10 protein-coding genes are annotated in these 13,004 nt (G+C 60.6%); 9 read left to right on the top strand and 1 reads right to left on the bottom strand.

Features of this window, described 5'->3' with window-relative positions; genetic code table 11:
• The first annotated feature begins 88 nt into the window (after positions 1-88).
• Positions 89-1,369 carry an MFS transporter gene (locus VGD45_RS24925; RefSeq protein WP_331158085.1) on the top strand — a complete coding sequence of 427 codons (1,281 nt, stop codon included), beginning with the start codon at positions 89-91 and terminating at the stop codon, positions 1,367-1,369.
• A gap of 14 nt (positions 1,370-1,383) precedes the next feature.
• On the opposite strand, the gene VGD45_RS24930 is transcribed toward VGD45_RS24925, so the two are convergent.
• Positions 1,384-2,346 (bottom strand): AraC family transcriptional regulator, encoded by a 963-nt coding sequence (locus VGD45_RS24930; protein ID WP_331158086.1) that lies wholly within the window; start codon positions 2,344-2,346, stop codon positions 1,384-1,386.
• Positions 2,347-2,430: 84 nt separating this feature from the next.
• Here VGD45_RS24930 and VGD45_RS24935 point away from each other — a divergent pair, with 84 nt between their 5' ends.
• From VGD45_RS24935 to VGD45_RS24970, 8 genes are all read left to right on the top strand, one after another.
• Entirely contained in the window at positions 2,431-3,189 is a 759-nt protein-coding gene (locus tag VGD45_RS24935; protein WP_331158087.1) for a glucose 1-dehydrogenase, read from the top strand.
• A 172-nt stretch (positions 3,190-3,361) separates the two neighbouring features.
• The gene (locus tag VGD45_RS24940; protein WP_331158088.1) at positions 3,362-5,521 is read left to right on the top strand and encodes a TonB-dependent receptor; all 2,160 of its coding nucleotides are present in this window, start codon (positions 3,362-3,364) and stop codon (positions 5,519-5,521) included.
• Positions 5,522-5,612: 91 nt separating this feature from the next.
• Positions 5,613-6,602 carry an amidohydrolase family protein gene (locus tag VGD45_RS24945; protein ID WP_331158089.1) on the top strand — a complete coding sequence of 330 codons (990 nt, stop codon included), beginning with the start codon at positions 5,613-5,615 and terminating at the stop codon, positions 6,600-6,602.
• Positions 6,603-6,785: 183 nt separating this feature from the next.
• Entirely contained in the window at positions 6,786-7,958 is a 1,173-nt protein-coding gene (locus tag VGD45_RS24950) for a thiolase C-terminal domain-containing protein (RefSeq protein WP_331158090.1), read from the top strand.
• Positions 7,959-7,986: 28 nt separating this feature from the next.
• On the top strand, positions 7,987-8,952 hold the full coding sequence (locus VGD45_RS24955; RefSeq protein WP_331158091.1) for a fumarylacetoacetate hydrolase family protein: 966 nt from the start codon (positions 7,987-7,989) through the stop codon (positions 8,950-8,952).
• Positions 8,953-8,954: 2 nt separating this feature from the next.
• Positions 8,955-9,896 (top strand): VOC family protein, encoded by a 942-nt coding sequence (locus tag VGD45_RS24960; protein ID WP_331158092.1) that lies wholly within the window; start codon positions 8,955-8,957, stop codon positions 9,894-9,896.
• The gene (locus tag VGD45_RS24965; protein WP_331158093.1) at positions 9,887-11,395 is read left to right on the top strand and encodes a bifunctional 3-(3-hydroxy-phenyl)propionate/3-hydroxycinnamic acid hydroxylase; all 1,509 of its coding nucleotides are present in this window, start codon (positions 9,887-9,889) and stop codon (positions 11,393-11,395) included. Before VGD45_RS24960 ends, VGD45_RS24965 begins: the two co-directional genes overlap by 10 nt.
• Before the next feature lie 9 nt (positions 11,396-11,404).
• Positions 11,405-13,000 (top strand): AMP-binding protein, encoded by a 1,596-nt coding sequence (locus VGD45_RS24970; RefSeq protein WP_331158094.1) that lies wholly within the window; start codon positions 11,405-11,407, stop codon positions 12,998-13,000.
• Positions 13,001-13,004 lie beyond the last annotated feature (4 nt).

The raw sequence follows: 13,004 nt of genomic DNA on the forward strand, positions 1-13,004 counted from the left end.
GATGTGTCTAAAAAAGGACGCTGAGCGTCTTCTCATATTCGAGTGTGCACGCGAAACTCCGGCAGTCTTCATGGCGGGGCCCGGAATAGTGGAAGCAAAACTCGAGTGGAGCGGGGGCCGCGAGCAAAGCGCTGAACCCTCCGGAGTAGTGGCGCGCCACCCGGACTACGAGAAGGCGTGGTGGGTTCTGCTGGGTGCGAGCCTGTGCATCTTCAGCGGCAGTGCCTCGGTGGCGTACTACACCTTCGGCGTGTTTCTTCCTGAGATCATAGCGGCGACAAAGTGGTCGGGTCCGGCGCTGGCGGCAACGATCGGTCCTGGGTTGCTGGCGGCATCGGTGGTGGCGCCGCTGGCGGGCATGGCATGCGACAAATTCGGAGTGCGCGCGATCGTCCTCATCGGCGCGCCCGCGATTGGCATCGGCTTCGCGATTCTAGGGATGGCGCCCACGAGTGCGGGCGGATTCGCGGCCGCGACGATCCTGATGTACCTGCTTTTTTTCGCGGGATCGCCGGTGCCCTATGCGCGCATGCTGTCCGGATGGTTTGACACTCGGCGCGGCATGGCTCTCAGCATCATGTTCGCGTCGGGATCGATAGGCATCGCTTGCTGGCCGCAATACGCAGCGTTTCTGATCGCTCATTTGGGCTGGCGCCACGCCTATGTCGCAATGGGTGGATCCGCGGCGGCTGTCGTGTTGTTCGCTGCTCTTTTCATGCTGAAGGACCCGCCTGGCGCAGGATCTACCAGCGATTCAGGCGCGACAGCTGGGCGCACGGGCCTGCTCGTGCGGGAAGCCTTGAGAACGGTGCGCTTCTGGAAGCTGTGCGCTGTCTTCATGTTGCTGACTGCGGTGCTCGGCGGAACCGCCGTGATTTTTCCGGTCATCCTCAGGATGCAGGGAGCCGACCCAAGCGCGGCGGCATCGATCATGTCCGTAATCGGGATCGCCATGTTCGTCGGCCGGTTGTCGTTGGGACTGACACTGGATCGGTTCTTCGCGCCCTACGTCACCCTCTGTATCTCCATCATTTCGACGCTGGCCTTCGTCATCATGATCTTGGGAGGTAGCACCAAGACCCTCTTTGCGGCCGGCGCGTTCCTGGGTTTCGGTTTGGGCGCTGAGTACGCGGTCACTGCTTACATTGTGTCACGCGCTTTTGGCATCAGGTCGTTCGGATCGATCTATGGACTGATCACGACCGCGACGAGCATCGGCGCGGCCATCGGCCCAGCGGTCCTGGGGGCCGCGCTGGTGTCCTCCGTGGGCATACGAACTCTATCGTTCGCTGCGCTGGCGGTATTGTTGGTTCCCATTCTCCTGCTGCTCACCGTCTCGAGGAAGGATCTGCCGTTTCAAGCGCGATAGACGGTGCCGTGTCATCAGGCCTTGCTGCTGACATCGCGCTGCCTGCAGGCAAGGCGATACTCTCGCGGAGCAAGACCGCTATGGGCTCGAAAAGCGCGCGCGAAAACAAAACTGCTCGCATAGCCCAATCGAAGTCGGATCTGTTCGACCGTCAAGTCCGATCTCGCGAGCAAGTCTTCCGCGATCGTCATGCGCCACCGAACCACATACTGGATCGGTGTGATTCCAACCATCTGCTTGAATCGCTCTGCGAACGTCGTGCGAGACAAGAAAGCTTCGCGGGCCAGGGTCGCAACGGTCCAGTCGGTCGAGGGCGAAGCGTGGACGGCGGCCAGTGTGCGGCTGACGTGTGGATCGGCGAGGCCCGCGAGCAGGCCGATGGGAACACTCGGCTGTGTGATCGCGGAGCGCAGGACTTGAATGAACAGCAGATCCATCAGACGAGTCGCCACGGCGACGTAGCCGGGGCGGGTGGCCTGGCTTTCGTGATGGATGAAATCCAGGGCCATCTTCAGCTGTGGGGCGAGGTTCTGTTCCTCGACACTCAGATGCATCATGGCGGGCAACTGATCGATCAGGATCGCGGCGCCTCGACCCTTGAGAGAGAAAACGCCCGAGAGGATGGTTACGTCCGGCTCCGCGTTGCCTGCTCGCAGGATGTTGGGCCGACCCAGCGTGCCGCCCGTCCAGAATTCGGATCCATTCGACGCGATGAGATCGCGGGCGGTTTGCAGCGGACTGTCCGGGAAAGATGCCAAAGCGTGACGCGGCCAATGCATTGCCACCACCAGGTCTCCCTTGGAGAGCTGGACGGGCCTGGCCTCGCCCAGCAGCCAGCATTGGCCTTCGATCACGTAGTAAAAAGGAATCCCGTGGCCGGATTCCATGTCGATTCCCCAATCTCCGCCGCAGCGGATTTCCGCGAGCACAGAGCCGTCGATTCGGATGGATGAAAAGATATCGCTCAAGACGTCCATGGACGCTGTTCGGATGCATCGTGTCGAAAGACCGGTACCTTGGAACAATACGTCCTGGCGAGGCCAATTCCTAGAGGTTTGTAAATGACTACGCTTGAAGGACAGTGCGCGATCGTCACCGGCGCAAGCGGCTCCATTGGTTTTGCAACGGCGCGGCGTCTCGCCGAAGCGGGCGCTGCCGTCGTGATGGCCGATATAAAGGGGCAGGAGGAGGCCGCACGCCGACTGGCAGAGATCGGACACACGGCGTTCGCTTGCGACGTCAACGTCACTGATGAGAGAAGTGTCGGACGATTGGTGGAGTCGGCCATGGGCCGGTTCGGCCGCATCGATATCCTCGTCAACAACGCCGGCATTGCCAGCGTGCTGAAGCCAGCGCCATTCGAGTCGATTGCCTCCGATCAATGGCATCAAGTTTTTGACGTCAACGTCGTTGGGGCGGTTCGTATGTGCGCGGCCGTCTCGCCCCACATGCGCAAAGCGAAGGCGGGCCGGATCATCAATCTTACGTCGGGCGTCGCTTACAAAGGCACGCCAGGACTATTGCATTACGTGGCGAGCAAAGGCGCGATGATCTCGGTCACGCGGTCGCTGGCGAGCGAGTTTGCCGCCGACAACGTACTTGTGAACGCAGTTTCTCCAGGCTTCACAGTCACCGACAGCATGGCGGCGTCGCCCGAGATGATCGAGCGCTTTGCGTCGGTTGCTCGGGCAACGAGGTTGATCAAGCGCGACTCGGCGCCGGCCGACGTCGCCAACGCCATCTACTTCCTGGCCGGGCCGGATTCTGGATTCGTCACTGGCCAGGTCCTCGTCGCGGACGGCGGATCGGTCTTTCACTAGCGGCGGCGGACGATAGGTGTCGAAAAGCGAACTTCCAAGCGCTATTCAGACGCCGATGGCTCCCTAGAATGTCCTCCACATCCAAGGCCCGTCACGGGCCAAGAACCGAAGAATGCAAGGGGGGCATGCAATGCATTCGAGAAATCATCGTCTCTGGTTTCTTGCGACCGTCATGACGTCAGCCGTTGCCGGAGCGGACCTCGCTCACGCGCAAACCGTGACGCCACCGGAAGCAAGCGCCGCCGATACTTCGAGCCCGAGTTCCTCGGCGAGTGGTGAGGGCGAACTCCACGGCGTTCTCGAGGACGTAGTCGTCACGGCGCAGAGGCGTTCCGAACGGCTGCAAGACGTGCCCATCGCGGTGACGGCGCTGAGCGGGGAAGCTCTGGCATCTAAAGGACTGGCGAGCACCTTCGACATCGTCGCAACGACGCCCGGGTTGACGTTCGTCCAGGCCGGCGGCTCGGCGGCGCCACGCATCCGTGGCGTTGGCTCGAGCGCTGCTCAAGGCGGGAACGAAAACGCCGTTGCGACCTATGTCGATGGTGTCTACTACGTCGCGCCGTACGGCACGATCTTCTCCCTCAACAACATCGAGCAGATTGCCGTCCTGAAGGGGCCGCAGGGAACGCTGTTCGGCCGTAACGCGACCGGTGGACTCATTCAAGTCACCACCCGAGATCCCGAGCAGGACTTTGGCGCAGAGGTGAGCGCAAGTTACGGCAACCGAAACACTCGGGGTGGATCGCTCTATGTGACCGGCGGTCTGACGGATCAGGTTGCCGCGGATCTCGCGGTTTACTACGACGACCAGATGGATGGCTTCGGCAAGAATCTGTTCAACGGCCAGGACGTGAACAAGTCCAAGAACGTCAACGTTCGTTCCAAGCTGAAATGGGATCTCGGCGATGACACGACGGTGAAACTCAGCGGCGACTACGGGACTCGCGATACCGGCCTCGATCGACGGCCGCTGTATGGTTCGTTGCCATCGACGGGTGTGCCGTTCACGGGTGGTCCCCATGACGTGAACTCGAATGTCCAGCCCTTCTTCAAGAACCGCCAATATGGCGGCAGCCTCGAAGTCGTCCATCATTTCGACGCCTTCGACCTGATCGGCATCAGTGCGTATCGCTACTCTCGCTCGCACCTCGAGTTCGACGTGGAGGGCCTGCCGCAGAAGATCATCGACGCACTCGATATCGGCAAGGATCACCAGTTCAGTCAGGAGATTCAGCTGGTATCGACTGCGCCGGGCCCGTTTTCCTGGCAGATCGGCGGTTACTATTTCAGATACAAGGGCGGCTACGACCGGGTGGTCATCGACCTGCCGCCCGCCACCCAGGACTTTCAGTCCTACACGCGCGCGCGGTCGCCGGCGATCTATGGACAGGCTACCTACGAATTTGTGAGCGACACGTCGCTCACTCTCGGTCTGCGCTACACCTCCGAAGACCGTTACCAGGACACCAGCGGCACGCTGTTCATGAAGGCGACGAACACGCTGATCACCCAGCCGCCGCTGCACGACAAGATCACCGCGAGCCGTCCGACGTGGCGCATCGCGTTGGATCACAACCTGAATCCGGATACGCTGGTGTACGCGTCCTATAACCGTGGCTTCAAGAGCGGCGGCTTCAATACCGGCATCTACTTTCCGGCGCTGGTGCCTTTCGCGCCCGAATCGCTCGACGCGTACGAGATCGGCATCAAGTCCGATTCGTTCGACCGGCGCGTGCGTATCAACGCATCCGGCTACTACTACGATTACAGCAACATCCAACTGGTGAGTTATTTCGGCGGGCAGGTGACGATTCGCAACGCGGCCCAGGCCGGGATCTATGGTCTGGATGCCGACATTACTGTGAAGCCTGTCGATCGCCTGACGCTGACAGCAGGCGTCTCATACATCCACGATCGGCTGGGCACCTACACCAATGCGCAGGTCAGCACGCCGCTGCCGGCGGGTGGCAACGCGATCACTCAGGGAATCGCGACGGGCAACAAACTTCCCTCGACGCCCGATTGGACGCTCGACGTGGGCGCGGACTATGTGATCCCGCTCATGAAGGGGGAGATCACGGCCTCCGCTCACTACTTTCACAGCGATGGCTGGTTCGCGGAACCGGACAATCGTTTGAAGCAGCCGGCCTACGATACTCTGAACGCGTCCGTGAAATGGGACCTGCTGAATGGCCTGAGCCTCTCGGCGTGGGGCAAGAACCTGACCGATGAGCTCTATGCGGTAACTCTGCAGACGCAATCTCAAGCCGACATCCTGGTGGCCGCTCCGGGACGGTCGTACGGGATCACGGTCGCATACAAGTATTGATCGGGCCGAGAGAACAGACATTGGCGACTCCTGTCCGCGAAACTGCTGCTGAAGACTTTGAAAATGCTCGTGACACGAAGGAGTGAACCTCATGTCGGTTGAGACTGCGAACAGGCTCCGGTGCTTCTGCTCGAAGTGCATCGATTTCCACACTCATTTTCTGCAGCTCGACGTGTTCAACGCCTGTCAGCCGCACAGCGTATCGAGTTGCTTCGGCCGGGTCAGCTGGCCGCTCGATATGCCGGTGATGCAGCGGATGTTCAATCCGGAGCTGCAAATCCAGGACATGGACCAACGCGGAATCGACGCGAACGTGCTCACGTCCGCAGACGTGATGCAGAGCCGCGCCTGGGCGTCGCCCGATGAAGAACGACGGATGACGGCCATCGTGAACGAGGAGTGCGCTCGTTGGGTCGATGCGTATCCCGGCCGTTTCATCGGCTCCGCTGTGCTGCCGCTCGGAGATATGCGCATGGCGCTCGCCGGAGTGGAGGAGGCCGTGTCGGCGGGCCTCGAGGTGATCAATCTGCCGAGCAATTATCGGGGTGACTACCTGGGACATGCGCGCTTCACCGATCTGTTCGCGACGATCGAGGACCGCAACCTCATCGTGTTCATGCATCCGGAAGGAACGCCGGACATGTGGTTTCAGAATTACGCGCTATGGAATTCGATCGGCCAGTCGATCGAAGAGGTCAAGGTCATGTCTTCGCTCATCTACGAGGGCGTGATCGACCGGTTTCCGCGCTTGAAGCTGGTGATGGCGCACGGCGGCGGCTACATGCCTCACTACATGGGCCGGCTCGATCGCAACGTGACCGACAAACCGTTCACCGCGAAGAACCTGACCAAGAAACCCAGCGAGTATCTGAGCGACTTCTATTACGACAGCTGCGTGTACGATCCTCGGACGCTGGAAATTCTCATCGAGCGCGTGGGTGCCGATCGAGTTTTGCTCGGGGGCGATTATCCCGCTGCGACCCTCGACCCGATCGATTTTCTCGACCAGGTGCGAGTGTCGGACGTCGATCGAGCGAAGATTGCCGGCGGCACTGCCGTCGAGCTTCTCGGGTTGGCTTGATATGTTCGGCATCCGTTAGAGAACCGATGAGTCTGCGCGGCAGCGTGCGCTTCGCACGCTGCTTTTTTTTGCCCGAGCACCGGACGATGAGTGTCTAAAAGCGAACTGCACACGGCTGTGCGTCCCATCGACATCGAGGCAGACTGACACAAACAAACATTGCAACCGCTCAGGATCGTTGTCATGCCCAGTACTGTCATCGCCGGCGTCGACATGACCAAGTTCGTCAAGCCCGGAACGCAGCAACCTTTCCGAGTGATGGCGTCGAGGGCGATTCAGGGCGCCCTCAAGGAGGCGGGCATCGACGCGAAGCTGATTCAACAAGCGTATGGGGCCTATGTTTACGGCGACTCCGGCGGCGCCCAGCACGCGCTCTATGACAATTTCATGAGCGGCATTCCCATCTTCAACGTCAGCAACAACTGCTCATCCGGCTCGACCGCTTTGTTTCTTGCGCGCCAGGCGGTGGAAGCGGGAGTCGTCGAATGTGCTCTGGCGTTCGGCTATGAAGAGATGCAGCCCGGCGCACTGGTGACGCATTGGCCCGACCGGGAATATCCCTCCGGACACTACGCCGACGCCTTGGGGCCAATGGGATATCCAGAGGCGCCGATCGGACTGCGACTATTCGGCGCAGCCGGCGACTACTACATGAAAAAGTATGGCGTCGACGCGGACATCTTTGCCAAGGTCGCCGTCAAAACCAGAAGCCATGCCATCAACAACCCGATGGCCATTCTGAATACGCCCTTGACCGTGGATGAAGTGCTCCAGGCGAAGGTTGTCTACCTGGATTACATGACGCGGCTCATGTGTTGCCCACCCTCTTGTGGGGCCGCGGCTGCGATCGTTTGTAGCAAGGACTTCGCCGCGCGTCATGGAATCGCGGGAACCGTGGAGATCATCGGTCAGGCGATGGCGACGGACACGGCGCTCGCCTGGAACAATCCCATCGATCTCGTCGGCGCCGATGCCACACGTCGAGCCGCCCAGCAAGCCTTCGAACAGGCCGGCGTGGGCCCCGAAGATATTCAGGTCGTCGAGCTGCATGATTGTTTCACGCCCAACGAGGTCGTGAACTACGAAGCGCTCGGCCTCTGCGAAGAGGGAGGCGCGCTGCGCATGGTCGAGGCGGGCGATAACACCTATGGCGGCAAATTCGTCGTCAATCCTTCCGGCGGCCTCATGTCCAAGGGGCACCCGCTGGGAGCGACCGGCATCGCCCAATGTTATGAGCTCTGCAATCAGCTGCGCCACAACGCCGGTCCGCGGCAGGTCGACGATGCAAAAGTGGCGCTTCAACACAACATCGGCGTGCCTGGAGCGGCGGTAGTCACGATCTATCGCCTCGCGTGACCCCACGGCAACAACCCACGGTCATCTCATGAAACTCGCCAGCTATCGTATCGAGGGTCGAAGCAGCTTTGGTCTGGTCCGTGACCAGGGAATCGTCGATCTCGCGTCGAGACTGCACGGAGTCGCTGACCTCAAGTCGCTGCTCGAACAGGGCTTGAGTCTGCTGCAGGAGGCGCCTCAACGCGTCGACTATCGAATGGGTGACGTCCAATTCCTGCCCGTCATTCCGAACCCGGGCGCGATCTTTTGTGTCGGTCTGAACACCCAGTCCCATTTCGAGGAGGTCGAGGAGGCGCTCGGCATCTTCAGCACCAAGCCGCAGCGTCCGTGGTTGTTCATGCGCACCGCTCGCGCTCAGGTCGGACACGAGCAGCCTCTGGAAAAGCCAAACGGTACTCCGTTGTTCGATTACGAAGGTGAGATTGCGATCGTCATCGGCAGGTACGGAAGATTTGTACCGCCGCACCAAGCCTTGAGCTATGTCGCCGGATATTCATGTTTCAACGACGGCTCGTTACGGGACTATCAGATGCATTCGCCGCTATTCACGGCGGGCAAGAATTTTCCGCGGTCGGGCGCTTTCGGTCCGTGGTTGGTCACGCCTGATGAAGTCGGCCCGATCGAAGCACTGCGCCTGACGACGCGGATCAACGGCACCATCGTTCAGAACATGCCGTACAGCGATCTGTTGTTCTCGTTCGAGCAGTTGATCAGCTACATCTCGCAGTTCACCGAGCTGCAGCCCGGCGACGTGATCGTCACGGGCTCCGGCGAGGGTGTCGGCGTGCTGAGGCAACCCCCGCTGATGCTACAGCACGGCGATGTCTGCGAAGTAGAGATCACTGGCATCGGCACGCTGCGAAATCCCGTGGTCGACGCGGAAGGTGAAAATCGATCGCCAGTGAGCCTGACAGACGTTGATGCAGCGATCCTGAGCAGTTTCGGGAAACGGCCAAAGGCGCGCTCGTCGCTGCGAGCTGCGAAGGAGAAGTAACAATGGGGCGCGTGACCGGAATAGCGTACGTCCGTTATCAAGCACCGGATCTGGATCGAATGGAGCGATTCCTGATCGATTTCGGTCTCAGCCGATCCGGCCGGACATCGTCGGCTCTTTATATGCGTGGCACCGGCGCGGATCATCACATCCACATCACCGAACTCGGCGACGAGCCTCGCGGGCTGGGGCTCGGTTTGCGCGTGGAGAGTCGCGAGGATCTGGAAGAGATCGCTGCCGCAGCCAAGGTGCGAGTGGAGGAGTCCAGCGAGCCAGGCGGTGGAGTAAGAGCCATCCTCAGGGATCCCAACGATATGAGAGTGGACATCGTCCATGGCCAGCGGACGTTGGAGCCCGTCCCTGTGCGCGCGCCGCTGGTAATAAATGATTCCGTTACCGCTCCACGCCGTGGCGAGTTGCAAAGGCCGGTTCGAGGACCCTCGCACGTGGCTCGCATGGAACATGCCGTGCTCGCAGGTCCAAATTTCGAGGCCGCCAGCAGCTTCTATCAGAACCTGCTCGGCATGAAGGTTTCGGATCGCATCTACGCGGGCGACCCAAGCTCGCACATCGTCGTGTTCCTGCACTGTGGGCTTGGCCGGGTCCATACCGATCACCACACCGTGGCACTGATGAAATCGCCCACGAGCGCGATCGATCACAGCGCGTTCGTGACGCTCGATTGGGATGACCTGATGCTCGGTCATGAACATCTCGAGCGGGCCGGCCACCATCACGAATGGGGCGTCGGCCGACACATCATGGGCAGCGAGATCTTCGATTACTGGCGCGATCCGTTCGGCAACAAGGTCGAGCATTGCGTGGACGGCGACATGGTCAACGACGACCACGTGCCGGGCCTCGCCTCGATCGAAGACGACATTCTATCGATCTGGTCGCCGCCGATTTCCAAAACCTTTGGCGAGATAACGAAATGCAGATGACTCAAGGATACGACGTAGCAGTGGTGGGCTACGGAGCTTGCTCGGCCGTGCTCGTCAACCTGTTGCTGGCACGCGGGTTGAGCGTCATCGTCTTCGACAAAGAGGCAGGCGTCCTGGAGATTCCCAGAGCCGCGCACATGGATGACGAGACACTGCGAACCTTTCAGACACTCGGCGCGGCGGATGATCTGGCGCCGACCTTTACTACGTCCGCCGACTACGGCATCTACAACGCTCTCGACCAACGAGTCTGGGGATTTACCCAGGTCGATCCCAAGCCGACCGACCAAGGCTGGCTGAGTGACTATTGGTTCTTCCAACCCGATGTCGAGCACTATCTGCGCGCCAAGGCGTCGAGGGCCGGGATCACGGCCAAACTTCACTGCGAAGTCACCCAGTTGGCACAACGTCAGCAGGACGTTCTGATCACGTACCGGGATTTGCGGCGGTCGAGCGAACAGACTCAACAAGTAGCGGCGCGCTATGTGGTGGGCGCCGATGGCGCAAGGTCGTTCGTCCGCAAGCAAGCCGCCATGGAGATGGAATCCCTCGCGCCGAGCCAACGCTGGATGATTGTCGATATCCGCGTCCACGATGGCGTGGCGAAGAATCTGTCGCGCGACTGCTGGACCAAAGTCACTCCCGAAGAGACGATCACTTTCGTCCCCATGCCCAAAAACATGCAACGCTTCGAGTTCTCCATGAAAGAGGGACTGACTGAATCCGATGTCAAGAGCAGGCAATCCATCGAGGCTTTCATCAGCAAGTGGTTCAAGCCGGGCGACTACGACGTGCTGCGCGCGGACGTCTACCATTTTCATTCCCTGGTCGCCAAAACCTGGCGCAAGGGGCGTGTGCTCATCGCCGGCGATGCGGCTCATCTCATGCCGCCGTTCCTCGGGCAAGGTGTCTGCTCCGCAATTCGCGACGCGCTGAATCTGGCATGGAAACTGGCGCGCGTGGTTCACGGTGAATCCTCCGAAGCGCTGCTCGACACTTATGGGTCGGAGCGTCGGCCGCACTCTTACACCTTGGTCAAAATCGCCGGCGAAGTAGGGAACAATCTAAAGTGGATGGCGAACGCCACGCCGGAAGAGCTGGCCGCAATGCCAAGGCATGACTACGCGCAAGCCAGGCCGCCGCTTGGACCCGGCGTGTATGCCAGCCCGGGCAGGGCGGGTGGAACGCTTGCTCCTCAACCGCTGCTCGCCGATGGTCGCCTGCTGGATTATCGAGTTGGCTACAACTTCGCTTTGGTGGGTGACCCCGCTTTGATCGCTGGCCTCTCGGCCAAGACCGCCGCCGCTCTCGAGAGACTGGCGACGGTGCTTGTGCCCGACGACAGTCCGGCGGTGCACGACGCACTCACGAAGCTCGGCGGCGCAGTCATGCTCGTCCGCCCGGATCGATACCTGGTCGGGGTCGCCGACTCGGTCTCCGAGATCGATGCCGTGGTCGCGCGGCTCACCGATTCGCTTCATTGCACGGCGCCGGCTTGAGCACTCTCGATGAGCGAGTCCCTGCAACAGAAGCTCGATCATTCGCAGCGCCAGGCCATGCTGGGCATGGATATTCCCTGGCTGCTCGATCAATGGGCCGAGAAAACGCCCGACAAGCCTTTCATCCTCTGGGAGCCGTTTGTCGGCGAGTGCTCGACATGGAGCTACTCTGATGTTCGCGCCGCTGCGAGAGCGTTCGCTGCAGGGCTCAAACGCCGTGGCGTCAGGCAGGGCGACTTCGTTCTGCTGCATATGGATAACTGCCCGGAGTTTCTGATCAGCTGGTTCGCGTGCGCGATGTTGGGAGCCGTGGTTGTCTCGACCAATACGCGCTCGGTCGCCAGAGATCTCACTTATTTCGCGAACCATACCAGGGCTGTCTGCGCGATCACGCAGCCTGCCTTCCTGGAGTTGGTTCATCGAGCCTGTCCAAGCCTCGACTTCGTCGTCGTGAGCGACAACGATGCTGGCGCTCCGGCAGAGATGCCATCAACTCCTGGTGCGCTCGCGTTCGCGGAACTGTTGAGTTCCGACGATGACTTGGCCGAGCGCGACGTGGATCCGTTTGCGAATCTCTCGATACAGTTCACCTCGGGGACCACGTCGCGACCCAAGGCCGTGCTCTGGACGCACGCGAATGGAATTTGGGGCGGGATGGTGTCGGCGGCGCATATGCGTCTTCAGCATGATGACATCGCGCTGGTGTTCCTGCCGTTGTTCCACACCAACGCCCAGGCATACTCGATGCTGACGACGTTGTGGTGTGGCGCCACGTTGGTGTTGCAGCCGAAATTCTCGGCGTCCCGATTCTGGGATGTTTCCATCCGGCATCGGGTGACCTGGCTATCGACGATTCCGTTCACGGTCAAGGCGCTCGAGCAGTACGCGGTGCCTGACAACCATTATCGCTTCTGGGGCCTGTCATCGCATCTGCCGAGCGTGACGGCGCGCTTCGGCATCAGAACGATTGGCTGGTGGGGGATGACGGAGACGGTCACGCAGGGCATCGTCACCGATTTTCATCACTCCGGTCCCGAGCTGTCGATGGGACGTGCCGCGCCGGAATATTCCATTCGCATACTCACGGAAGACGGGGCGGACGCAAGTCCCGGCGAGCGAGGGCGGCTGTACATCCGAGGTGTGCGCGGCGTCTCTCTCTTCAAGGAATATTACGGCGACCCTGCTGCCACCGCCGCAGCGTTCGATGCCGAAGGATGGTTCGATACCGGCGACATCGTCATGGTGTCCGAGAGCGGCTGCCTGCTATTCGGCGATCGCGACAAAGACATGCTGAGAGTAGGCAATGAAAACGTTGCCGCTTCCGAGATCGAAGGCGTCATTCTGCAATCGGGACTGGTCGAGGAATGCGCCGTGGTCGGGCAGCCGCACTACATGTTGGACGAGGTGCCGGTGGCCTTTGTCGTGCCGAAGGATCCGTCCTCGGACGCCGTCGCTCGAAGCATCATCGAGTATTGCAGGCAAAACCTTGCCCAGTTCAAGGTCGTCCGGGACGTTCATCTCATCGACCGGCTGCCTCGCGGTCTCATGGAAAAGGTCCTGAAAAAGTCGCTCAGAGACCGACTCGCGCCAATCACCGAAGGTTGATCGA

It is taken from the genome of Steroidobacter sp. (genome assembly GCF_036402275.1).
Lineage (GTDB): Bacteria > Pseudomonadota > Gammaproteobacteria > Steroidobacterales > Steroidobacteraceae > Steroidobacter.